Source organism: Bradyrhizobium sp. SZCCHNGR1005 (genome assembly GCF_032489995.1).
In the GTDB taxonomy this organism is placed as follows: domain Bacteria; phylum Pseudomonadota; class Alphaproteobacteria; order Rhizobiales; family Xanthobacteraceae; genus Bradyrhizobium.
Genome location: NZ_JAUEZC010000004.1, coordinates 226,400 through 248,202, shown reverse-complemented (window position 1 = coordinate 248,202; position 21,803 = coordinate 226,400). Strand labels below are relative to the sequence as shown.

General features: G+C 63.5%; 22 protein-coding genes. 13 read left to right on the top strand and 9 right to left on the bottom strand.

Annotation, left to right across the window (positions count from 1 at the left end):
• Positions 1–188: 188 nt before the first annotated feature.
• The 5 genes from QXZ85_RS18905 (at position 189) to uvrA (ending at position 7,168) form a co-directional block, all read left to right on the top strand.
• On the top strand, positions 189–944 hold the full coding sequence (locus QXZ85_RS18905; RefSeq protein WP_315704091.1) for an outer membrane protein: 756 nt from the start codon (positions 189–191) through the stop codon (positions 942–944).
• A 210-nt stretch (positions 945–1,154) separates the two neighbouring features.
• Positions 1,155–1,892, top strand: a complete 738-nt coding sequence (locus QXZ85_RS18900) for an outer membrane protein (protein ID WP_315767820.1) — start codon at positions 1,155–1,157, stop codon at positions 1,890–1,892.
• A 271-nt stretch (positions 1,893–2,163) separates the two neighbouring features.
• A complete protein-coding gene (locus QXZ85_RS18895) occupies positions 2,164–2,928 on the top strand; it encodes an outer membrane protein (RefSeq protein WP_315704093.1) in 765 nt (254 codons plus the stop codon).
• Positions 2,929–3,200: 272 nt separating this feature from the next.
• Positions 3,201–3,884 carry a porin family protein gene (locus QXZ85_RS18890; protein WP_315767913.1) on the top strand — a complete coding sequence of 228 codons (684 nt, stop codon included), beginning with the start codon at positions 3,201–3,203 and terminating at the stop codon, positions 3,882–3,884.
• A 302-nt stretch (positions 3,885–4,186) separates the two neighbouring features.
• A complete protein-coding gene (gene uvrA, locus QXZ85_RS18885) occupies positions 4,187–7,168 on the top strand; it encodes an excinuclease ABC subunit UvrA (RefSeq protein ID WP_315704094.1) in 2,982 nt (993 codons plus the stop codon).
• Positions 7,169–7,253: 85 nt separating this feature from the next.
• On the opposite strand, the gene QXZ85_RS18880 is transcribed toward uvrA, so the two are convergent.
• Positions 7,254–7,571 carry a hypothetical protein gene (locus tag QXZ85_RS18880; RefSeq protein ID WP_315704097.1) on the bottom strand — a complete coding sequence of 106 codons (318 nt, stop codon included), beginning with the start codon at positions 7,569–7,571 and terminating at the stop codon, positions 7,254–7,256.
• A gap of 415 nt (positions 7,572–7,986) precedes the next feature.
• On the opposite strand from QXZ85_RS18880, the gene QXZ85_RS18875 reads away from it, so the two are divergent.
• Positions 7,987–8,655, top strand: a complete 669-nt coding sequence (locus tag QXZ85_RS18875) for an HAD-IA family hydrolase (protein ID WP_316174616.1) — start codon at positions 7,987–7,989, stop codon at positions 8,653–8,655.
• A gap of 60 nt (positions 8,656–8,715) precedes the next feature.
• Here the strand turns inward: QXZ85_RS18875 and QXZ85_RS18870 are convergent, their stop codons facing one another.
• From QXZ85_RS18870 to QXZ85_RS18845, 6 genes are all read right to left on the bottom strand, one after another.
• A complete protein-coding gene (locus tag QXZ85_RS18870) occupies positions 8,716–9,648 on the bottom strand; it encodes a YncE family protein (RefSeq protein WP_315704099.1) in 933 nt (310 codons plus the stop codon).
• A 3-nt stretch (positions 9,649–9,651) separates the two neighbouring features.
• Complete coding sequence (locus tag QXZ85_RS18865; protein WP_315704100.1) at positions 9,652–10,206, bottom strand: SRPBCC family protein; 555 nt, start codon at positions 10,204–10,206, stop codon at positions 9,652–9,654.
• Between the two features lie 133 nt (positions 10,207–10,339).
• Positions 10,340–11,023, bottom strand: coding sequence for a UPF0149 family protein (locus tag QXZ85_RS18860; protein WP_316174614.1), 684 nt, complete (start codon positions 11,021–11,023; stop codon positions 10,340–10,342).
• An 810-nt stretch (positions 11,024–11,833) separates the two neighbouring features.
• A complete protein-coding gene (locus tag QXZ85_RS18855) occupies positions 11,834–12,583 on the bottom strand; it encodes an AAA family ATPase (RefSeq protein WP_315704102.1) in 750 nt (249 codons plus the stop codon).
• Positions 12,584–12,664: 81 nt separating this feature from the next.
• Positions 12,665–13,525 (bottom strand): PCC domain-containing protein, encoded by an 861-nt coding sequence (locus QXZ85_RS18850; protein WP_315704103.1) that lies wholly within the window; start codon positions 13,523–13,525, stop codon positions 12,665–12,667.
• 6 nt (positions 13,526–13,531) lie between these two features.
• The gene (locus tag QXZ85_RS18845) at positions 13,532–15,166 is read right to left on the bottom strand and encodes an acyl-CoA synthetase (protein WP_315704104.1); all 1,635 of its coding nucleotides are present in this window, start codon (positions 15,164–15,166) and stop codon (positions 13,532–13,534) included.
• A gap of 39 nt (positions 15,167–15,205) precedes the next feature.
• Between QXZ85_RS18845 and QXZ85_RS18840 the strand changes: the two genes are divergently transcribed.
• The 3 genes from QXZ85_RS18840 (at position 15,206) to QXZ85_RS18830 (ending at position 16,270) form a co-directional block, all read left to right on the top strand.
• Positions 15,206–15,361, top strand: coding sequence for a hypothetical protein (locus QXZ85_RS18840; protein ID WP_315704105.1), 156 nt, complete (start codon positions 15,206–15,208; stop codon positions 15,359–15,361).
• Between the two features lie 63 nt (positions 15,362–15,424).
• Positions 15,425–15,943 carry a DUF3828 domain-containing protein gene (locus QXZ85_RS18835; RefSeq protein WP_315764164.1) on the top strand — a complete coding sequence of 173 codons (519 nt, stop codon included), beginning with the start codon at positions 15,425–15,427 and terminating at the stop codon, positions 15,941–15,943.
• A 51-nt stretch (positions 15,944–15,994) separates the two neighbouring features.
• A complete protein-coding gene (locus tag QXZ85_RS18830) occupies positions 15,995–16,270 on the top strand; it encodes a GNAT family N-acetyltransferase (RefSeq protein WP_315704297.1) in 276 nt (91 codons plus the stop codon).
• 162 nt (positions 16,271–16,432) lie between these two features.
• Here QXZ85_RS18830 and QXZ85_RS18825 read toward each other — a convergent pair whose 3' ends face one another.
• Positions 16,433–16,840 carry a DUF3597 domain-containing protein gene (locus QXZ85_RS18825; RefSeq protein WP_315704107.1) on the bottom strand — a complete coding sequence of 136 codons (408 nt, stop codon included), beginning with the start codon at positions 16,838–16,840 and terminating at the stop codon, positions 16,433–16,435.
• 362 nt (positions 16,841–17,202) lie between these two features.
• Between QXZ85_RS18825 and QXZ85_RS18820 the strand changes: the two genes are divergently transcribed.
• Together QXZ85_RS18820 and QXZ85_RS18815 are read left to right on the top strand one after the other, a co-directional pair.
• Positions 17,203–18,114, top strand: coding sequence for a DUF2189 domain-containing protein (locus tag QXZ85_RS18820; protein ID WP_315751169.1), 912 nt, complete (start codon positions 17,203–17,205; stop codon positions 18,112–18,114).
• 242 nt (positions 18,115–18,356) lie between these two features.
• A complete protein-coding gene (locus QXZ85_RS18815; protein ID WP_315742254.1) occupies positions 18,357–19,178 on the top strand; it encodes a lytic murein transglycosylase in 822 nt (273 codons plus the stop codon).
• 69 nt (positions 19,179–19,247) lie between these two features.
• Here the strand turns inward: QXZ85_RS18815 and QXZ85_RS18810 are convergent, their stop codons facing one another.
• Complete coding sequence (locus QXZ85_RS18810) at positions 19,248–19,511, bottom strand: hypothetical protein (RefSeq protein WP_315704298.1); 264 nt, start codon at positions 19,509–19,511, stop codon at positions 19,248–19,250.
• Positions 19,512–20,065: 554 nt separating this feature from the next.
• Here QXZ85_RS18810 and QXZ85_RS18805 point away from each other — a divergent pair.
• On the top strand, positions 20,066–20,218 hold the full coding sequence (locus QXZ85_RS18805; RefSeq protein ID WP_315704110.1) for a DUF1127 domain-containing protein: 153 nt from the start codon (positions 20,066–20,068) through the stop codon (positions 20,216–20,218).
• A gap of 148 nt (positions 20,219–20,366) precedes the next feature.
• Positions 20,367–21,797, top strand: coding sequence for a methylenetetrahydrofolate--tRNA-(uracil(54)-C(5))-methyltransferase (FADH(2)-oxidizing) TrmFO (gene trmFO, locus QXZ85_RS18800; protein ID WP_315704111.1), 1,431 nt, complete (start codon positions 20,367–20,369; stop codon positions 21,795–21,797).
• Positions 21,798–21,803 lie beyond the last annotated feature (6 nt).

The window sequence follows — 21,803 nt, the reverse complement described above, 5'->3', positions numbered from 1 at the left end:
CTGGACCAAGATGCCGTGGTACGCGAATGGCCCGGCTTTCGCCGCTGATTGGGCGCCATTGTTGCCTTTCGGACACAGCATCATGGGTTGAATCGTCGTATATTCAATCGGAACGCGAGTGCGGCCAACACGAACACCCGCGCTTCCGAGCGCACGTAACGAAGCGCGCAAATTTGAAAGGGTATGCAATGAAAAAGTTTTTGCTTGGTGCTGTTAGCCTGATTGCTCTTGGACTGGTGACGTCGGCCAGCGCCGCCGACCTGGCCGCCCGGCCCTACACCAAGGCGCCACCTATCGCCGCACCGCTTCCGCCCACTTGGGCCGGATTCTACATCGGTGTCCAAGGCGGCGGCGGCTGGGGTCGCAGCAAAGAGACCTTCTTCGGCGCGCCGAACACGGCAATCTTCGTGGGCACCCAGAGCTACAACACGTCCGGCGGCTTCGTCGGTGGCGTAGCCGGTTACAATTGGCAGTTCGGGAACTACCTGATCGGCATCGAGGGCGACTACCACTGGTCCGACATCAGCGGCCGCTCGGGTGTGGTCAATGCAGGTCTCGGCGACACTTACTTCACCAAGCTGCGCAGCTTCGGCGACATCAAGGGCCGCGCTGGCTGGGCGAACGGCCCGTGGCTGCTCTTCATCAGCGGCGGCGCGGCTGTCGGCGACCTCCAGCATCGCTACGACGCAGCCCTCAATGGCGGTGCGGCCAACTCCTTCTCTCAGAACGACTGGCGTTGGGGATGGACCGTCGGCGCCGGTGGCGAATACATGTTCGCCCCGAACTGGTCGGCCAAGCTCGAATACAATTTCATCGATTTCGGCAAAAGCACGATCCAGTACTCGCCTGTTCCGACCAATCGTTCCGAGTGGAAGGATACGGTTCACACCGTCAAGGCCGGTATCATCTGGCACTTCAACGGACCGGTCATCGCCAAGTACTGATTGCGTACTGATTGCGCGGCAAATACCAATTCCGGAAGGCCGGCCTCGCGCCGGCCTTTTGTTTGCTACCGGCTTGACGCGACAGCTGTGGAACTTGGCTAGTCGTTGTGGCATTTCGGTGACGGCCACTGACAGGGAAAACGGCTATAGACCCCAGCGGCGGGGGGTGTTGGTGTGCGTGCGGGCGTCGGACGGGACTTGGGGACTGCGATGTGGGGAATGTTGCTGGGGGCGGCAACGTTGCTGGCGCTGGGGGCGGCGCCGGCGATCGCAGCCGATCTGCCCGCGCGCACCTACACCAAAGCGCCTGCCATGCTCGCCGCCATCTATGATTGGGGCGGGTTCTATGTCGGCCTGAACGCCGGGGGCGGCTCTGCCCACACCTGCTGGACGAACACGGCAACAGGGACCTCAGAGGGCTGTCACAACGCCACTGGTGCTCTCGCCGGTGGCCAGATCGGTTACCGCTGGCAGAACGGCGCCTTCGTCTTCGGCCTCGAAGCGCAGGGCAACTGGGCCGATCTCAAGGGCAGCAATGCCAGCCAGGCCGTGGCGGCGACCACCAATCAGACCAAGATCGACTCCGTCGGCCTGTTCACCGGCCAAGTCGGTTACGCCTGGAACAACGCGCTGTGGTACGTGAAGGGCGGCGCGGCCGTGGTCGGCGACAAATACAACGGCTTGGCGACAGTTGCGGGCACCGTGTTCGATCGCGCCGCCGAGACCCGTTGGGGTGGCACCGTCGGCACCGGCATCGAGGTCGGCTTTGCGCCGAACTGGTCGGTCGCCGCGGAATACGACCACATCTTCATGGGCAACCGCGCGCTCAATTTCTCCGGCGTTCCCGCTGGTGCGGCCTCGCGCGGCGAGACGGTGAGCCAGGACGCGGACCTCGCGACGTTGCGCGTGAACTACCGCTGGGGCGGTCCGGTCGTCGCGAAGCACTGACAAGTAGCTGCCCTGCTCTCAATCGCCAGGATCGGCCGCGATCGAGCTGACGAACAACAAACTTGTTTGCCGTAGTTCGACCCCGGTGCGCCGTAGCGTTTCGCCGGTGCGCGAAACGCTTACCAATCCTTAAGCACGATCAGTAGCTTCCGCTCGATGCAGCACGGCGGTGACAGCTTTGAAAGGCGACTTCGTTAGAATTCTGCTCCAGCCACTTGGGTGGGACCGGACTGTGGGGTCCGGAAGAGGATCAATGGGACTGGAGACGACAATGAAGAAAATGCTGTTTCTGACTGCGAGCTTCGCGGCCGTCGGGATCGCGCCTGCATTCGCCGCTGACCTGGCTGCGCGCTCTTACACCAAGGCTCCGCCGGCCTACGTGACGCCGCTGCCGACCTGGGCCGGCTTCTATATCGGCGCGAACGGTGGCGCCGATTGGAGCCATAATTGCTGGACGCTGAACAACGTTGCCGGCGTGCCGCTGGCGGTCACACAACCTGAGGGCTGCCACAACGCCACCAGCGGCGTGGTCGGCGGACAGATCGGCTATCGCTGGCAGGCCGCGAGCTGGGTGTTCGGCCTCGAAGCACAGGGCGACTGGACGGACCTGAAGTCCTCGAATGTCAGTACGGCAGCGCTGGCCGCGGGCGTCACCAACCAGACCAAGACCGATGCGATCGGCCTGTTCACCGGCCAGGTCGGCTACGCCTGGGGCAATGTGCTCTGGTACGTGAAGGGCGGCGCTGCCGTCACCCACAACAAGTATCGCGGGCTGGCCACCTTGACCGGTGCGGAGATCGATTCGGCGAGCGAAACACGCTGGGGCGGCACCGTCGGCACCGGCCTTGAGTATGGCTTCGCCCCGAACTGGTCGGTGGCGCTCGAGTACGATCACCTGTTCATGGGTAGCCGCAACGTCAGCTTCCCGGCCACCGCCGTCGCCAATGCCCGCACCGACACGATCAAGCAGGACGTGGACATGGCGACCGTGCGCGTCAACTACCGCTTCGGCGGCCCGGCGCTGACCCGATACTGATCGATCGCGCAGCAGGTCGAATTCAGAGGCCGGCGGCACGCCGGCCTTTTTCGTCGGCCGGGCGGCGGCCGTTTCGGCCCCCTGCAGAAGATGTGGCTGAGCTGCAAAGCCTTTCCGGTTTTTGCTCCCAATGGCGTGCTTTGGACACGACTGTGGCCCGGAAGTGACGGTTTTTCGAGCAGACCTCGGTTATAGCGGTTCCGTCAATCTGAACGGGTACGTTCCTGTCACACCTATGGCGGGAGCGACGAGGAAGAATGGGACTGAAAATTATGAAGAAAATTCTGCTGACGACTGTGGCCTTTGCCGCGCTGGGAATGGCCCCTGCCGTCGCCGCCGATCTGGCCGCGCGCACCTACACCAAGGCGCCGGTGATGGCGCCGCTGCCGACCTGGGCCGGCTTCTACATCGGTGCCGTGGGCGGCTATGCCGGCGAAGACAACGGCTCGAACTCTTTCAACCGCAAGGGCGGCTCCGCCGGCGGCACGATCGGCTATAACTGGCAGCAGGGCCCCGTGGTGTTCGGCCTCGAGGCCGACGCGCTCTGGGCTGATATCAACAACTCGACCTCGGGTCTGGCTCTCGTCCCCGGTCTGGGCTTCACGCCGCTCACCGGCAACGCAAAGATCCAGGATTGGGGCACCGTGCGTGGCCGCCTTGGCTACGCTTGGGGACCTGCACTGCTGTACGTCACCGGCGGTTATGCTTGGGCTGACAGCAAGATCAGCTTCGCCACCCCGCTCACCTCGTCCTCGGATAGCCACTTCCACAGCGGCTGGACCGTCGGCGCGGGCGGAGAATACATGTTCGCCCCGAAGTGGTCGGTCAAAGCCGAGTACCTCTACCGGAGCTTTGGCAACGAGAACTACACGTTCGCGACCCTCCCGGGCCTGAACGGTGGAACCGGCACGACCAACTTCCACTCCGGTCAGGTCGGCATCAACTACCACTTCTAAGAATCGCTGGCCTTTACGGGCCACGGTCGAAGCCTCCGCTCCCGCGAGCGGAGGCTTTTTCTTTGCGTGATTTCTGGTGACCACGGTTCAGCCCTGCTGACAGGCCCTGCCATTCCGCCAGCGCATTGTTGATGATTCGCGGACGGCACTGGAAATCCACCGCCGTTCTTCCTACGTTCCAGGTCTACCTTCTCCTTTGGCGTCCGATGGCCGGTTCCCGGCGGAGCGCGCCTGAACCTGAGGCGTGCGGGTCTGCGCGCCGCAACGATGGCGCCGGAAGCCGCGCCGTGGGACGAATCGCAATGGATGAAGTGCTCAAGGCCAAGCAGCGTCAGCAAGGCAACCCGTCCAGCCTCCGCGCCATCACCATTCGTGGCGCGCGCGAGCACAATCTGAAGAACATCGACGTCGAGATCCCGCGCGACAAGCTGGTCGTGTTCACCGGCCTGTCCGGCTCGGGCAAATCCTCGCTCGCCTTCGACACCATCTATGCCGAGGGCCAGCGCCGTTACGTCGAATCGCTCTCGGCCTATGCGCGCCAGTTCCTGGAGATGATGCAGAAGCCGGACGTCGACCAGATCGACGGCCTGTCGCCGGCGATCTCGATCGAGCAGAAAACGACCTCGAAGAACCCGCGCTCCACCGTCGGCACCGTCACCGAGATCTACGACTACATGCGACTGTTGTGGGCGCGCGTCGGCGTGCCCTACTCGCCCGCCACGGGGCTGCCGATCGAGAGCCAGACCGTGTCGCAGATGGTCGACCGCGTGCTGGCGCTGCCCGAGGGCACCCGGCTCTATCTGCTGGCGCCGGTCGTGCGCGGACGCAAGGGCGAGTACAAGAAGGAGCTCGCCGAATATCTCAAGAAGGGCTTTCAGCGCGTCAAGATCGACGGCGCCTTCCATGAGCTGGCCGAGGCGCCCACGCTCGACAAGAAGTTTCCGCACGACATCGACGTCGTGGTCGACCGCATCGTCGTGCGCTCCGACATCGGCCAGCGGCTCGCCGAGAGCTTCGAGACCGCGCTGAAGCTGGCCGAAGGGCTGGCGGTGATCGAGTTCGCGGATGCCCCCGCCTCGGCGCCGGCCGAGGAGAAGAAGAAGACCGCCAAAATCCACGACAAGAGCGGGCCCGAGCGCATCCTGTTCTCGGAGAAGTTCGCCTGCCCCGTCTCCGGCTTCACCATTCCCGAGATCGAGCCGCGGCTGTTCTCCTTCAACAATCCCTATGGCGCCTGCCCGGAATGCGGCGGCCTCGGCGTCGAGCAGCATGTCGATGCCGATCTCGTCATCCCCGACAAGGATATCACCTTGCGCAAGGGCGCCATCGCGCCCTGGGCCAAGTCGTCGTCGCCCTATTACCTGCAGACGCTGACCGCGCTCGGCAAATTCTACAAGTTCACGCTCGACACCAAGTGGAAGGACCTGCCGAAGAAGGTGCAGAACGCCCTGCTCCACGGCTCCGGCGACGACGAGATCAAGTTCACCTATGAGGACGGCGTCCGCTCCTACGACACCAAGAAGCCGTTCGAGGGCGTCATCACCAATATCGAGCGCCGCTTCCGCGAGACCGAGAGCGAATGGGCGCGCGAAGAGCTCGGCAAATATTTCAACGACGTGCCCTGCGCCGCCTGCAACGGCTACCGGCTCAAGCCCGAGGCGCTGTGCGTCAAGGTCGCCGGCAAGCACATCGGCGAGATCAGCAATCTCAGCGTCAAGGCTGCCGGCGAATGGTTCGCCGACGTTCCGGAGAGCCTGAATGCGCAGCAAAGCGAGATCGCCGCACGCATCCTGAAGGAGATCCGCGAGCGTCTGACCTTCCTGCTCGACGTCGGCCTCAATTATCTGACGCTGTCGCGCTCCTCCGGCACCCTCTCCGGCGGCGAGAGCCAGCGCATCCGCCTGGCCTCGCAGATCGGCTCGGGCCTGACCGGGGTGCTCTACGTGCTCGACGAGCCCTCGATCGGCCTGCACCAGCGCGACAATGCCCGCTTGCTCGACACCTTGAAGCGCCTGCGCGACCTCGGCAACACCGTGATCGTGGTCGAGCATGACGAGGACGCCATTCGCCTTGCCGATTACGTGCTCGACATCGGGCCCGGCGCCGGCATGCATGGCGGCCACATCATCGCCCAGGGCACGCCCGCCGAGATCATGCGCAACCCGAAATCGCTGACCGGCAAATATCTCACCGGCGAGCTCGAGGTCGCGGTGCCGGAGCGGCGCCCGCCGAACCATCGCCGCACCATCAAGGTGGTGAACGCGCGCGGCAATAACCTCAAGAACGTCTCGGCCGAGATTCCGCTCGGGCTGTTCACCTGCATCACCGGCGTCTCCGGCGGCGGCAAGTCGACCCTGCTGATCGACACGCTCTACAAGGCAATCGCCCGCAAGCTCAACGGCGCCAACGAGGCGGCCGCGCCGCACGATCGCATCGAGGGGCTGGAGCATATCGACAAGATCATCGACATCGACCAGTCGCCGATCGGCCGCACCCCGCGCTCGAACCCTGCGACCTATACCGGCGCCTTCACGCCGATCCGCGAATGGTTCGCCGGCCTGCCGGAAGCGAAGGCGCGCGGCTACGAGCCCGGCCGCTTTTCCTTCAACGTCAAGGGCGGCCGCTGCGAGGCCTGCCAGGGCGACGGCGTCATCAAGATCGAGATGCACTTCCTGCCCGACGTCTACGTCACCTGCGACGTCTGCAAGGGCAAGCGCTACAACCGCGAGACGCTCGATGTGCTGTTCAAGGGCAAGTCGATCGCCGATGTGCTCGACATGACGGTCGAGGAAGCCGCCGAGTTCTTCAAGGCGGTGCCCCGCGTGCGCGAGACCTTCAAGACGCTCCACCGCGTCGGGCTCGACTACATCCATGTGGGACAGCAAGCCACCACGCTGTCCGGCGGCGAGGCGCAGCGCGTCAAGCTCGCCAAGGAATTGTCGAAGCGCGCGACCGGCCGCACGCTCTACATCCTGGACGAGCCGACCACGGGCCTGCACTTCCACGACGTCAAAAAGCTCTTGGAGGTGCTGCACGAGCTGGTCGCGCAGGGCAACACGGTGGTGGTGATCGAGCACAATCTCGAAGTCATCAAGACGGCGGACTGGGTGATCGATCTCGGCCCCGAAGGCGGCGACGGCGGCGGCGAGATCGTCGCCTGGGGTCCGCCGGAGGACATCGTCAAGGCGCCGCGCAGCTACACCGGGCAGTTCCTGAAGCCAGTGCTGGAAAAGTCATCGAAGCCGAAGAAGCGCAGCGGCAGTGCCAGCGAAGCGGCGGAGTGAGTTAGAAGCCTAAGAGGTCACCGAACAGACCCGCCGCTCGGTCACGAGCGGCGGGTCTTTGTTGAGCTAATCACTCTTGCCGGTGTCACCAAGGCTGGTAGCGATAGACGCCCGTCACCGTGCCGTTGTTGTTGCCCTGTGGGCCGACGTCGCCCTGGGTCGAGCCCGGAGTCGGGTGGTTCGTGCCGTTACCGTAGGTGCCGTAGCCGTTCCAGCCATAGCTCCGGTAATAGGTCGGCCGCGGCGGGACGGCGTCATAGCTGTCAGCCGGGCCGGCGGCATAGCCAGGACCGGGAACCCAGGCCATCGAGTCATAATGGGCATAGCCCTGCGCGAACGCGCCGGCGGTTCCGGCGATCAGGGTTGCGGCCGCCACTGCGGCAAATTGTGTCTTGCGTAGCATGTGAATGCTCCTTTGGCTGTGTGACAGGTCAACCGCTGCACCGCGGGAGCGTTCCGTCTGCCACCGCACAAAAGACGTGAGCGAAGGTGATGGGCCGTGATGATGATCTTACTTTCGCAACATGGGACAGCGATCAGACCCTCATTGCCTGCCGCATGCGAACTGTCGTCCCGGCCTTGAGCCGACTTTCCAGACACAGGGACCTATGATCACCGCCGCCGCTGTGTTGCAGCGACATCTCACGTCCAACGAGAGCTCCGGGATTATGGGTCCCCGCGCACGCGCGCCTTCGCAGCAACAGTGCAGGTGTGGCGGCGACGAAGGCGCGATCGGATCGCTGGGAGCTGACCATTCTTCGGCTTGTCACGCGCGAAAGAGTAACGTAGCTGTCCAACGAGAGTCTCGCCTGCCCTTGATGCCCTATTCCCTCGCCATCTTCGATCTCGACGGCACGCTGGTCGACAGCTTCCCTTGGTTCGCGCGCACCGTGAACCTGGTTGCCGACCGCTATCGTTTCCGCCGCGTGCAAGAAGAGGACGTGGAGACGCTGCGGCACGCCTCGACCCGCGAGATCCTGGACTTCCTCGAGGTGCCGATGTGGAAGCTGCCGCTGATCGCGCGCCACATGCGCAAGCTGAAGACTGCTGCTGCCGCGACCATTCCGTTGTTCGATGGCGTCGACACCATGCTCGGCGCGCTCGTGGCCAACGGTGTCACTCTCGCGCTGGTCTCCTCCAATACGGAAGCCAACGCGCGACAGAAGCTCGGGCCGCTGGCCGCGCTGTTTGCCGATTTCGATTGCTCTGCATCGGTCTTCGGCAAGGCACAGAAATTTCGCCGCGTGCTGAGGCGCGCCCGGCTCGAACCGGCGCAGGCGATTTCGATCGGAGACGAGATCCGCGACATCGAGGCCGCGCGCGCCGCCGGCATTACCTGCGGCGCGGTCACCTGGGGCTATGCGGCGCGACCAGCGCTGATCGCGCACCGGCCTGATGTGGTGTTCGAGCACATGGAGGAGATTGCGGTGGCGGTTGTCGGACTTCAAAGAGCGCCGTGCCCACCATGCTTGCCGTGGCGAAGATAGGCGGCACGCTTCGCTTTGCGCACCCTACGGGACTGTGCCAAGTACGCTTGCGCGGCGCCCTCACCGCCGCAGAAACGCCCCGAACGCGCGCGGGCCGTCACCCACCTTGACCTCGCTCACTACTTTCAGCTCAACGGCATCGATGATGCTGAGCGTGTTGCTTTCCCAGTTCGCAACGATGATGCGCTGGCCGTCACCCGTTGCCGCGATTCCCTCCGGATAGTCGCCGACGGTGATGCGCTTGAGCGGCTTAAGGCTCGCCAGGTCGAACACGCTGACGGTCCCGTCGTACTGGTCGGTGACGAAGGCTTTGCCTTGCGCGAGCGCGACCGCATAGGGCCTTAGCCCGACCTTCACCCGCCCGACCTCGCTGTTATCAGCAAGGTCGATCACCGAGACATCGTTGGAGCCGACATTCGCGGTGTAGGCACGCCGGCCCTCGGCATCGATGGTGACGCCGAACGGCCGTGTGCCGACCTTGATCACAGCCTTGCGCTCGCGCGTCGCGGTGTCGACGACGGAGACGCTGTCATCGTCGCGGTCCGCTGACAGCAGCAGCTTGCCGTCCGGCGTGAGCGCGAGCCCCGAGGGCGAGGCGCCGACTGCGATGCTCGCGACCACGGCTCGGGCTTTGGGATCGACGACACGGATCGCCGCCGCGTACCAGTCCGCGACATAGACCTTGGCACCGTCCGGCGCGACCGCAACTCCGAGAGGTCCGCCGCCGACCTCGATCCGCCCCGTCACCTGCCGTGCCGCCGCATCGACGATGCTGACAGCCTTGTCGTCGGGACTGGTCACGTAGGCAAATCGGCCGTCGCGCGCCACCGCGACCCCGGCCGGCTTGCCGCCGATCGGAATCGTGGCCAACGGCCGCAACGTCGCGAGATCGACCACGGTGAGGTCATCGCTGAGCTGATTGGTGACGAACGCTTCCTCCGCCTGCACCGCGCCAGAGAGCACGAGGCAGACCGCGATCAGCAGAGCCCGCACCGGTCAGCTTCCGCTCTCGACCTTCTTCTTCAGTCCGTCGAGGCCATCATGATAGAGGTCGGTGACCGCCTTGATCGCCGCCTCGTCGCTCAGCTCCGGCGGCGGATCGTTGTTGGGATATCCGCGATAGAAGGCACCGGCCCATTCGACCAGGCTGCCCTTGCCGTCGGCGCTCGGCGACACCGTGATGGTGGACGAATAATTGGTCACCGGCAGCACCTTCACATCGACAGCGGTGATCCGGTAGGAATAGCTCATCTTCTCGGCGTCGTATTTGTAGAGTTCCTCCTCGATCGTGGCGCCGGTTTTGAGCGTGAGGCGTCGCGTCGCGCCGATCTCGTTGCCCTTCTCGCCTTCGGTCTTAGCGACGGGGCCAAGCCAGCTCATGTCCTGGAAATTGCCGATCACGGCCCACACTTTGGCCGGCGGGGCGTTGATCTCCACGTGCTCCTGGACCTTGCGCCGGGTGGGGCCGTGCGCCCACGCTGCCGTCAACGCCGTCGTGGCCACCGCAACTGCCGCCAGCACCGCGACGGCCCTGGCCATTGTTACCCTCATATCGCTTCCTCGATCGTTCTTGTTACGCCGCGCCGAGCGCGTCCTGCCATCATCTTACAGGCGATATCGGCGCCGCAACAAAAAAGTCACGGACCGCAATCATCTCGGCACGGCCCGGTGACCGCAGTGCGGTTCAATTCGCGCCGCAGCAGCGCTTGTATTTCTTGCCGGAACCGCAGGGGCATGGCTCATTGCGGCCGATCTTCCGCCCAGGGACGAACGGGGCGGGCTGATCGGCAAGGCTGCGTACCGGTTCGGGCTTGTTCAGGCGACGCCTATATAAGGCCACGATCCATTGCGGGATCAGCCTCGGCGCTTGCCGCGTCAAGCGCGCGACCTCATCCTCCGGCAGCTCATGGCGGTTCTCGCGGGCGATATCGGCCAACATGAACAGGCCCGCCGTGGCTGCGGTTACTTCGCCCCCGACATCGAGAAGCTTCGTCCACGCGCCGCGACGCAGATCCATGGCCGCCGCGAAGCCTTCCATCCACAATTCCCACGACACGTCGCCATTGCGCTCATCGATGGGAAACAGCGGCCGATAACTTTCCGGCTGTCGCGCAAGGGTAAGCGCGACATCGTCGTAATAGTTCGTGACCAGGCCGAGAACCCGATTGGCCTGGTCGATCGTGTCGAATACCGACGTGGGCCCCCCGGTCATGCCGAAAGCAACCGCGAACCATTCGCCGATCGGAACCGGCTCGGGACAGACCAGCAAGCCGGCGATGAAACCGTCGAGCTCTTCGAGCACCATCGCCCGATCGTCGAGCGCAAGCAGGATGTGCTCCAACTGGTCGCGGCGGCTCTGATCCAGCATGCTTGCTCGTCCGTTCTTATTCAAATGTACGACTCTTTCCGCGACGGGGTGGTTTGCCCGTCAGGCGCGTGGACGCGCAAATCGCCGCTTCGCGACGTCTTCGATAGCGAAAACGATCTGCGCCGAAAACCTGATTTCGCGAAGTCGTCCAGAGCGATCGCCCTTGTGCGGTCCTGCCGCGAAAATATTTCACTTTCGTTTTTTCAGAATTCATGCATACTCATGTCATCCCGCCTCACATGAGGGACGCTTCGCGATCGTCACGAACGTCGAGTGCGGGCTGCGATGGGGCGCATCGGATTGCAGCGTGACTGATCTCATGCCGACGAACAATCCCGATGCGCACGGTCAAGCCGTGTGGTCCTGGCGTCCCGGTGCTGACGCCCGCGCAACGCGTCAGCGTTGTCGCGACGCGATGATGCTTCGCATCACGCGGAGACGGGGGCAAGAAAGCCGGTCCCCGGGGAGAGCTCGGAGCAGCCGCTCAAACCATCGCGCAGGGAAGGCCGGAGCGATCCGGCTGAGCCTGTGGTTCCTGCCCCGTGCACTTCTTCACGCACGGGGGCCGCGGGTATCAGTCGATGCCCGGCCTTCCCTGCTCCCTCTTCTTTCGAGGGGAGCGAACGCCGATGCAAAACCCGGGCGTGATACGCCGCGGGAAGGACTGGTCGTATGTCTCCGTCATCGCGAGCAGCAAAGCGACGAAGCGATCCAGAGCCGTCGTATGGTCCTCGATTGCTTCGCTCGCAATGACGGCGAACTGAGCAAGCTCCTCTCGACACGGCAATTCCAATGCATGGCGTCGCAACCTCACTCCGCGAACACCGCCTCCACGAAGCCTTGCGGATCGTCGCAGAATTCGCGCATCGCCTTGAAATGATCGGTGTCCTGCACGCGCACCGGCACCAACCCGTATTTGGTCAGGCGCAGCAGTGTGGCGTTGGGATAGGCCATGAGGATCGGCGAATGCGTCGCCATCACCACCTGGCAGTAGCCGGCCTCGTCCATACGCCGCATCAGTTTGAGAAATTCCATCTGCCGGCTCGGCGACAGCGCCGATTCCGGCTCGTCGAAAATGTAGATGCCCTGCCGCTGACAGCGCTCTTCGAAAAAGCGCAGGAATCCTTCGCCGTGGGAGTGCGACAGAAAATCCGGCCCATATCCGACCGCATCCAGATATCTCGCGACGGAGAAGAAGGTCTCGGCGCGAAAGAACCAGCCCTTGGTGATCTTCGGCAGCCAGCTTGCCCGCAACGCCGTCGACAGTTCGCCGCCCATGATCTCAATCGCTTCGGAATGATCGACGGGGCGATAACCCTTGCCGCCGCCGGCCTCGTCATAGCCGGCGAGCGCCGCGATGCCTTCGAGCAGCGTCGATTTGCCGGTGCCGTTCTCGCCGACGATGATCGTGATCGCATGCGAAAAGCGAAGCTCGAAATCGTCCTGCAGGAACGGCAGGCAGAACGGATAGGCGGTGCGATCGGGAATGCGGGACGGATCGAGCCAGAGCCGTTTCAGGTACGGCGCGGGCAGCCTGATCTCACGTTGCTTCCTGGCCATGCCGCAGTCCCCGCAACCTCCGAAAAATGTAAGGCACAATGGCACCTTCAATGGAACAAAACAAGAACTAACGCGGAGGTCCTACTCCAAAACCTGCAGTACCAGTTCCATCGTCATCAGCACTGGATTGTCGCCGCGGAGCAGCCGGCCTTGGGACAACGCACCGGTGTAGTCGACCAGCGCGACCTCGAGGGTGGCCTCTGGTTTTCCGCTCTCGCCGGGGACGATCGCACCGGAGGTTACGGTCAGTTCGGTTGCGAACGCCTCGACCGCGCTGCGGTCGGCAAAGCGCGCGCCGATGGTGGAGCCGACCCCGCCGCAGATGCGAGCGCTGTTGATGTCATGGGCGCGGCAGAACTCTTCCAGGCTGACCGCAAAATCCTGGTTGGGCCGCAGCCGCAGCGCGAACGCGCGGCAGGTCGTCTCGGCATCGCTCGGCGCGACTTGGACCGGCCCGAACAGCTTGAAGTTGGTCTCCGGATCAGCTTCGGCGATGAAGACCGCGCGGTCCAGGCCGAAGGCGTCGACCACGAACGGCTCAGCCACGATCGTCTCCTCAGGGAGGATATGCCCGCCGCCCTTGCGGCCGTCCTCTTCCGTCCACAGCGCATGGCAGTGGAAGAACGGCGCATCGTCACGGATCCCCAGCGTCATCGTCGCCGTCGAGAGCCGTGTGATCCCAGACGGCCGGTACGTCTCGCTGTAAAACGCCGCATGCTCCGGCGTTTGCGAGAGCGCGGGCATCACATAGGCCAACGGACCGAGTGCGCCGCTGGCGATATTGGCGACACCACCCGCAAAGCCGTAGGCGGCAAATCCCTGCCGCACCGCTTCCAGCAGCGACAGACCGGTTGGGACCGTGAAACTGAACGCACGGCCGCGCGCTGCAACCCACTGGATGCGCTCCGCGACCGGCGGCCCGGGTTGACGAACCTGACGCATCGCGCTTCAGCCCTGCCTCGTTGTCAAGTCAAGCAGCCCGCGCGCGACCAATTCGTCCCGTACCAGGCGCTTCGGCACCTTGCCATAGCCGGATTTCGGCAAGGCATCCCAGAAGAAGAACCGTTTCGGCATCTTGTAGCGCGGCAGCTTGGTGGCGAGATAGCCGGCCATGTCGGCTTCGGATGGAGCCGTGATGCCCTCGCGGGCCACGCACACGGCAATACCGACCTCGCCCCAGACCGGATCGGGCACGCCGAGCACGGCGACTTCGCCGATATCCGGATGGGTCAGGATCTTTTCCTCGACCTCGCGCGGATAGATGTTGGAGCCGCCGGAGATGTACATGTCGGAGGCGCGGCCGGTGATGTAGACGAAGCCCTGCGCGTCCATGTGGCCGAGATCGCCGGTTCGGAACCAGCCGTTGCGAAACGCCTTCGCGTTGGCTTCGGGATTGTCGTAGTAGCCCGCGAACACCGCCGGCCCGATCACGCAAATCTCGCCGGTCTCGCCCGGCTTCAGTTCGCGTCCTGCGTCATCCTGGATCGACACCTGCATGCCGGTGCGCTCATAGCCGCAGGTCCCGATCCGCGCCTCGGGCCCATCCTCCTCCTCATGCAGCGGCGCCGGCAGCACGGTGATGTTGCCGGTGACTTCGCCGAGCCCGAAATATTGGACGATGACCTTGCCGAGCTTGCTCAGCGCCCGCTTCTGGTCCTCGCGATACATCGGCGCACCCGCATAGATCACGTGACGCAGCGAGGAATGATCGAACTGATCGACGGCGGGATGCTCGACCATCATCTTCAGGATCGTCGGCACGGTGAAGAGATTGCTGACGCGATGCGTCTCGATCAGCCGGAAGGCCTCCGCGATGTCGAACTTCTCGCTCGGCAGCAGCACCGTCTTGGCGCCGCGCGCGCTCTGCATCAGCTGGTGCACGCCGGCGCCATGCGACAGCGGTGCGACCACGAGCGAGGCATCATCGGCCGTCGTGCCCGGTGTGAGATCGGCGAGATGATTGGTGATCACGAAGGCCATCTGGCCGTGCGTCAGCACCGCGGCTTTCGAGCGGCCCGTGGTCCCCGAGGTGAAGAAGAACCAGCAGGGATCGTCGTGTTCCACCGCGGCATTCTCAATTCTCACCCCCGCATGCGCCTTCATCGCCTCGCCCACCGCGCGCTCGCCGAACGTGCCGGCCTCGCCGACGCGCCAAGTGAAGGCAGGACCGGTCACGGCCGCTGCGTGGCCGGGAAAGTCGCCATGACAAAGGAAGGCTTTCGCACCCGAGGCGCTGGCGAGATAAGCGACCTCATCGGGCATCAGGCGGAAATTGGTCGGCACCCAGACCGCGCCGAGCCGGAACGCCGCGAACATCGAGACGAACATCTCGTCGCAATTCTTCGAATGCACGAGGATGCGGTCACCCTTGACGATGCCCCGCTGAGCGAGCGCAGCGGCGAGCGCCGAGACCATCTCGTCGATTTCGCGCCACGTCCACGATCGCTCCCCCCACACGAAGCCGATGCGATCGCCGAGCCTGCGGCCGTTTTGCGTCACGATGTGCGCGAGATTCATGACCCGGCGCGACATCCGAAGCAGCCCGCCGTTCGGCGCGAATTCCATCGCCGCGCCGCTGCTCATGGACGTTCCGTTGCGACGATGTCGAAGAGCTCAGACTTCATGGGCATTTCCTCGTGGGATAACGACGTGGCGGCCGCGCCGCTCTTTACCCTCTGTTTATCTCCTTCCTGCAATCGCCTGCAAGCTCAGCAAGACAATGTCACCGATCCGTTCCGCGACATCGAACGGAAAGGCGTGCTGCACGACAAACCATGACAACGAACCTTGGGCGCTGCCTGCAACATCGGGGCACGCGCGGTATTTTGATTAAGGACAGCCATGCTCAACCGCCGTATCGTTCTCGCCGCCACAACTGCGCTCCTCGCCTCGCCTGTGTTGGCGCAGGCGCCCATGGCCAACGATCCCGTCGCGATTCTCACCGCGATCTACACCCGCGCGGCCCGCGGCAAGGGAGATGAGGGCGGCGGCTTCATCATCGATAGCAAAGCAGCAAAAGCGAAATTCCTGTCGAAGGCGCTAATCGCACTCTGGGCCAAGGCCGATGCCCATACGCCGAAGGGCGATGTGGGGCCTGTCGACTTCGATCCCGTCACCAACTCGCAGGATCCGGACGTCGCCTCGTTCAAGGTCACGCAGGAGAAGATGGAGGCCGATAAGGCGACCCTCGCCGTATCGTTCACGGGCCACCGCACCGAGCGCAAGAACCAAGCCGACCAGATCATCCGCTATGACTTCGTGCGCGAGGGGGACAAATGGAAGATCGACGACATCAAAGGCACGGTCGATGGCCAGCCATGGTCGGTCCGCGCCATGCTCGCGGCTTCGCTGAAGAGCTGATGTTGCAGGCCCAAGCAGCCTGCTTACATAAAGGCATCAGTGATGCGAGAGATGCAAATGCCGGTGCGCGACAACAGAGAACAAAGCCGCTTCGAACTCGAGGTCGAGGGCAAGATCGCGTTCGCCAATTACCGGCTGACGCCGCAGGCCGTCATCATCACCCATACCGAGACGCCGCTCGCGTTGCGCGGACGCGGCATTGCTTCTGACCTGGTCAAGGGCGCACTGGAGCTGATCCGTGCCGAGGGACGGAAGGTGATCGCAGGCTGCAGCTTCGTCGCTGTCTATCTGCGCCGGCATCCCGAATACCGCGATCTCGCGGCCTGAACGGTTCCGTAGACGTACCTCAGGCGCTACAACGAACCCGACGACCGGGAGAGACCCGGATGTTCGCTAATCCAGCCACAACAATTCGCTAATCCAGCCACAACAAAAAGGCCCGCACCGAGGCGGGCCCTTCAGGGTTCCACTCGACGAGCGAGACGAGACCTAGTGCTTGATCTCCGGCGGCAGCTTGCCGCCATTGGCCGCAAGCTTTGCCATCACCTGCTTGTGCAGCCAGACATTCATGCTTGCCGAATCGTTGGTGTCGCCGGTGTAGCCGAGCTCCTTGGCCAGCTCCTTACGGGCGGCGAGGCTCGAATCGATATCGAGGGCCTTCATCAGGTCGACGATCGATGTCCGCCATTCCAGCTTCTCATGCTTGGCAGCGGCAGCCTTGTCGACAATGGCCGCGACATCGACGCTTTGCGGCGCGGCAGCTGGCGCGGAACTTGGCGCAGCGGGCGCGGCCGACGAAGCCGGCGTCGAGCCTGGCGTCGGTGCTGCTCCGCCAGCCGGCGCGGCCTCGGCATGATGGCCGAAAATCGCGCTCATGATTTTTCCAAAGACGCTCATCAATGGCTCCTAATGGATTTCGACTTTGTGTGAAGAACTTGATCGGCTGCCTTTTGTTGCGTGACGACGAAACGGGGCCCACCGCCGCCACGCCGCCGGTAAACGCCTGCAGCGCGGCCAATGTTGAAGCTTACCCAAGGCGGAATGACGGCGAAATGACGCATCGTTGTGTGCAACGCGATATAATCCACCGTCACCGAGCCGTGAGCGCGGAGGATGATGATTTCGAGTATGCTTCTGACTTCAGTTCGCGAGAGGCCATCCGTCGGTTCGTCGCGCCTGGCCAGATCGCGAGCTTTCCGAAACCGGCGTGCCTGCCTCTTCCGGCAACGTGCAAGGCAGGATGAAGGGAGCGAACGACCATGGCGACTTACCACGGCAATGTCGTATCACACGCTCGGCCAGGCGACGCGGTCGCTTCCGAGCTGACCATCCGGACTATCGATCTTTCCAACCTGTGGCGCGCGCTGCGGCTCGGCTGGGACGACTTCAAGGCGATGCCAAGCCACGCGCTGATGCTGTGCGCGATCTATCCTGTGCTTGGCTTGATCCTCGCACGCGCGGCGTTCGGCTATTCGGTGGTTCCGCTGCTGTTTCCGCTCGCCGCGGGCTTCGCCCTGCTCGGCCCGTTCGCCGCGGTCGGACTCTACGAACTGAGCAGCCGACGCGAAAGCGGGATGGTGAGCTCGGCCTGGGATGCCTTCGAGGTGCTGCGCTCACCTTCGTTCGGCGCGATGCTCGGATTGGGCACGCTGCTATTGGCACTGTTCGTCACCTGGGTGGCCATAGCGCAGACGATCTATATTGCCGTGTTCGGCTATGGCGGGGCGACCGGCTTTGGCGATTTCGTCCGCCGCGTCCTCACCACCGAGCAAGGCTGGTGGCTGATCGCGGTCGGCTGCGGCACCGGCTTTCTATTTGCGCTGCTGACGCTCTGCATCACCGTCGTGTCCTTCCCCCTGATGCTGGATCGCCGTGCGGGCGCGCTGGAAGCAATGGTCACCTCGCTCCGGGTCACCGCCAAGAACCCGTTTGCGGTCGCGGCTTGGGGACTCGTCGTGGCCGCACTTCTGGTCATCGGCACGATCCCATTCTTCCTCGGACTTGCGGTGGTGATCCCCCTGCTCGGTCACGCGACCTGGCACCTCTATCGTGAGGTGATCGCGGTCGACCCGAACGCGGAACGACTGGCGCCGCCGTCTCCCCCGCGGCGCAAGCCGGCCGCGGATTTCCCTGCCAACTTGTTCCCATGGCGGTCGGACGATGGCGTCTAGGACACCATGAACCCTGACAAGATCTACGCCGCCGAGGAGGTCGGCGGCGGCCTCGCTTTGCTCAAGACCGCATTCCACGCGCGTCGCTATCGGCGCGTTAAGCAATCCTTATATGATTGCGCCGACAGGTCAGCCTGTCCCATACGGCAACGTGATGGGTGGGCCATGGTCTGGCCGCGGTTACGCCCAACATGGCGACCCGCGTGATACCGGTTGAAATGATTTCATCCCAGGTGCGTTCGATGTCCGCTTTTCGCTTTTTCCCCGCCGTCGCCCTGTGCGCGGCATTCGCGTTCACCCCCTTCGACTCGGCACGCGCAGCGGCGGCCTGTGGCAGTGGCAGCTTCGATGCGTGGCTCGCCGACTTCAAGACGGAGGCTACGGCAAAAGGCATCTCGCAAGCTGCCGTCACCGCAGGCCTGAACGGGGTGACGTTCGATCAAAGCGTGCTGACGCGCGATCATTCGCAGAAGGTGTTCACGCAAAGCTTCGAGGAGTTCTCGGGCCGTATGATCCCGCCGCGGCTGATGCGCGGCTCCAATATGCTGAAGCAATATGGCTCGGTGCTGTCGCGAATCGAGGAGGCCTATGGCGTGCCGGGCGAGGTCCTGGTGGCAATCTGGGGCTTGGAGACTGATTTCGGCGTCAACATCGGCAAGTTCCCGACCATCCGCGCGTTGGCGACCTTGGCTTACGATTGCCGCCGGGCTGACGAGTTCCGCGCCGAGCTGATGGACGCTCTGCGCATCGTGGAGCGCGGCGATCTGTCACCGACTGAGATGCGCGGCGCGTGGGCCGGCGAGATCGGGCAGACCCAGTTCATGCCCTCCTCCTGGCTCAAATTTGCAGTCGATTTCGACGGCAATGGTCGGCGCGACCTCATGCGCAGCGCGCCTGATGTCCTCGCCTCGACAGCGAACTATCTCAAAGGCCATGGCTGGCAGCGCGGCAAGGATTGGGAACCCGGCGGTCCTAATTTCGCGGTTCTGCAGCAGTGGAATAAGAGCGACGTCTATGCCCGCACCATCGCCGCGTTCGCCACTCAACTCTCGCACGCGCCATAGGCGGCTAGGAAATAAGAAAGGCCGATCGCCATGGCGATCGGCCGAATATCTTAAGTGAAACGGCTACGTTTATTTCGCCAAACCGGCCTGCGCGGCCTTCGACAGGTGCACGGCGCAAACTCCCATCTTGCCGTTGAGCAACGCATCCTGCGCCAAAGCGACTTCCTTTTCGGCCGTGTATTTGCTGTCGCCATCGGCCATGGCCTCGATCGCCGTTTCCGTCTTCTCGAGATTTGCGCCGCTGCAACCGCCGCCCACCTTCGCGGCCTGCGCAGGCAGCACTGCGCTCAGCGAAGCGACCAACACGGCTGAGCCCACGAGCTTCATCTTCATGCGATTTCCCCAGTTATTGACCGGCCCCGACGCCATTGCCGGGCCATGCGACATTTTGTCGCATAACGAGTTCCGCCTCCCAATGAATTCGCCGCGAGGAAAATGTGATGCGCGCCGGCCGCAAGGGCGCATGCAGGACCAAGTATTTCGATAACAGGCCTGTAATGAAGCCCGACAACAGTTCAGGCTCCGTGGAGGTCGGCTCAGAAAAATCCGATGACCGAGCCCGCTCGCATCTCGTCCATGGCTCTCGATGCATCAGCGAAGTGAACTATAATTCACTCATACGGGAGCGCCTACGCAAGAAAATGCGATGAGCCCGACCGTCTGCCCCTCGGGTGACCCGGCCGATTCGCTCGATAGACCATCAACATGTTGAAGTTACTTTAATTTATGAGATTTCACGATCCCTTAATGGTCCCTTACCAAAGCTATGCATTGATCGTTTAGCTGCAGCGCACCATTTGCGCTTCTGCATCGCAGCAATCCTATCTATATTCATTTAACGATACGGCTCTGACCAAAAGCTGAATCGTGAATACAAGGAGATTCTCATGTTGCTCTCGCTCATTCGCATGATCCAGGCGTTCCGGGAGTATCAGCGCAACGTTGCCGAACTGTCGCAGCTTAGCGATCGCGAGCTCGCGGACATCGGTCTCGACCGCGCTGACATTCCGCGCGTCGCCGCCGGTCACTACAACGGCTGATAGCCTGTTCCGACGTCTTGACGGACAGCGCCCGCCTTCTGGCGGGCGTTGTCGTTTGGGAGGCCGAGGCCGGAGTTCCGATCGATCCGCGTGATCGACGTCTCATGGCGCATTTCCCTCCAGCAGGAAACGCGCTACCTGTCCGCCCATGACTGCCAAATCACTTCGCGAACCCGTCCACGTCGTCGGCGCAGGCCTCGCCGGCTCTGAAGCTGCTTGGCAACTCGCCGAAGCGGGCGTCAGTGTGATTCTACACGAGATGCGCCCGGATCGGATGACCGAAGCGCACCGAACCGCCTCGCCGGCCGAGCTCGTGTGCTCCAATTCCTTCCGCTCCGATGACGCCGCAAACAACGCCGTCGGCCTCTTGCATGCGGAGATGCGCAAACTCGGTTCCTTGATCATGCGCGCCGCCGATGCCAACCAAGTGCCGGCCGGTGGCGCACTGGCGGTCGACCGGGATGGCTTTTCCGCTGCGGTGACCAAGGCGCTGCAGGAACATCCCCGAATCGAGCTTTGGCGCGGAGAGATCGCCAGCCTGCCACCGGCGGATTGGGACAATGTCATCGTCGCGACCGGCCCCCTCACCTCCGAGCCCCTCGCCGAAGCGATCCGGGCTCTGACCGGTGAGGACGCGCTTGCCTTCTTCGATGCGATCGCGCCGATCGTCCACAAGGAAACGATCGACATGTCGGTGGCCTGGTTTCAGTCGCGCTACGACAAGGTCGGTCCCGGCGGCACAGGCGCGGACTACATCAATTGTCCCCTGACGAAGGAGCAGTACGATTCGTTCGTGGCCGCGCTGCTCGCGGGCGAGAAGACCGATTTCAAGGAATGGGAGACCAAGACTCCCTATTTCGACGGCTGCCTGCCCGTTGAGGTGATGGCGGAGCGCGGCCACGAGACGCTGCGTCACGGCCCGATGAAGCCGGTCGGCTTAACAAATCCGCGCAACCCAACCGTCAAGCCCTATGCGATTGTACAGCTGCGCCAGGATAACAAACTCGGCACGCTCTACAACATGGTCGGCTTCCAGACCAAGCTGAAGTATGGCGCACAACAGCGGGTGTTTCGGACCATCCCAGGCCTTGAGAACGCCGAGTTCGCGCGGCTCGGCGGCCTGCACCGCAACACGTTCTTGAACTCGCCGAAGCTGCTCGACGAGCAGTTGCGCCTTCGCGCACAACCACGGCTGCGCTTTGCCGGTCAAATGACCGGCTGCGAAGGCTATGTCGAATCGGCCAGCGTCGGCTTGATCGCGGGCCTCTATGCCGCGGCCGATGCATGTGGCCAGCAGCTTGCTCCGCCCCCGCCGACCACGGCGCTTGGCGCGCTGCTCGGCCATATCACTGGGGGCCACATCGAGACCGTCGATGCCGGCCCGCGCTCGTTCCAGCCGATGAACATCAACTTTGGGCTATTCCCGCCGCTCGCGAGCGCGCCGACCAAAAAGCCTGACGGCACGCGCCTGCGCGGCAACGAGAAGACGATTGCCAAAAAACAGGCGCTCAGCGCCCGGGCCCTCGCCGATCTCGACCGCTGGATCGCGGACCATCTTCATATCGCAGCCGCTGCGTGAGTTTCC

Coding starts and splice junctions, on each gene's coding strand:
- QXZ85_RS18820 (WP_315751169.1), top strand. CDS start 17,203: ATGGCGACTTACCACGGCAATGTCGTATCACACGCTCGGCCAGGCGAC.
- uvrA (WP_315704094.1), top strand. CDS start 4,187: ATGGATGAAGTGCTCAAGGCCAAGCAGCGTCAGCAAGGCAACCCGTCC.
- QXZ85_RS18875 (WP_316174616.1), top strand. CDS start 7,987: ATGCCCTATTCCCTCGCCATCTTCGATCTCGACGGCACGCTGGTCGAC.
- QXZ85_RS18825 (WP_315704107.1), bottom strand. CDS start 16,840: ATGAGCGTCTTTGGAAAAATCATGAGCGCGATTTTCGGCCATCATGCC.
- QXZ85_RS18905 (WP_315704091.1), top strand. CDS start 189: ATGAAAAAGTTTTTGCTTGGTGCTGTTAGCCTGATTGCTCTTGGACTG.
- QXZ85_RS18815 (WP_315742254.1), top strand. CDS start 18,357: ATGTCCGCTTTTCGCTTTTTCCCCGCCGTCGCCCTGTGCGCGGCATTC.
- QXZ85_RS18850 (WP_315704103.1), bottom strand. CDS start 13,525: ATGCGTCAGGTTCGTCAACCCGGGCCGCCGGTCGCGGAGCGCATCCAG.
- QXZ85_RS18865 (WP_315704100.1), bottom strand. CDS start 10,206: ATGAGGGTAACAATGGCCAGGGCCGTCGCGGTGCTGGCGGCAGTTGCG.
- QXZ85_RS18855 (WP_315704102.1), bottom strand. CDS start 12,583: ATGGCCAGGAAGCAACGTGAGATCAGGCTGCCCGCGCCGTACCTGAAA.
- QXZ85_RS18895 (WP_315704093.1), top strand. CDS start 2,164: ATGAAGAAAATGCTGTTTCTGACTGCGAGCTTCGCGGCCGTCGGGATC.
- QXZ85_RS18900 (WP_315767820.1), top strand. CDS start 1,155: ATGTGGGGAATGTTGCTGGGGGCGGCAACGTTGCTGGCGCTGGGGGCG.
- trmFO (WP_315704111.1), top strand. CDS start 20,367: ATGACTGCCAAATCACTTCGCGAACCCGTCCACGTCGTCGGCGCAGGC.
- QXZ85_RS18835 (WP_315764164.1), top strand. CDS start 15,425: ATGCTCAACCGCCGTATCGTTCTCGCCGCCACAACTGCGCTCCTCGCC.
- QXZ85_RS18890 (WP_315767913.1), top strand. CDS start 3,201: ATGAAGAAAATTCTGCTGACGACTGTGGCCTTTGCCGCGCTGGGAATG.
- QXZ85_RS18845 (WP_315704104.1), bottom strand. CDS start 15,166: ATGAGCAGCGGCGCGGCGATGGAATTCGCGCCGAACGGCGGGCTGCTT.
- QXZ85_RS18860 (WP_316174614.1), bottom strand. CDS start 11,023: ATGCTGGATCAGAGCCGCCGCGACCAGTTGGAGCACATCCTGCTTGCG.
- QXZ85_RS18830 (WP_315704297.1), top strand. CDS start 15,995: ATGCAAATGCCGGTGCGCGACAACAGAGAACAAAGCCGCTTCGAACTC.
- QXZ85_RS18810 (WP_315704298.1), bottom strand. CDS start 19,511: ATGAAGATGAAGCTCGTGGGCTCAGCCGTGTTGGTCGCTTCGCTGAGC.
- QXZ85_RS18840 (WP_315704105.1), top strand. CDS start 15,206: ATGGGCATTTCCTCGTGGGATAACGACGTGGCGGCCGCGCCGCTCTTT.
- QXZ85_RS18880 (WP_315704097.1), bottom strand. CDS start 7,571: ATGCTACGCAAGACACAATTTGCCGCAGTGGCGGCCGCAACCCTGATC.
- QXZ85_RS18805 (WP_315704110.1), top strand. CDS start 20,066: ATGTTGCTCTCGCTCATTCGCATGATCCAGGCGTTCCGGGAGTATCAG.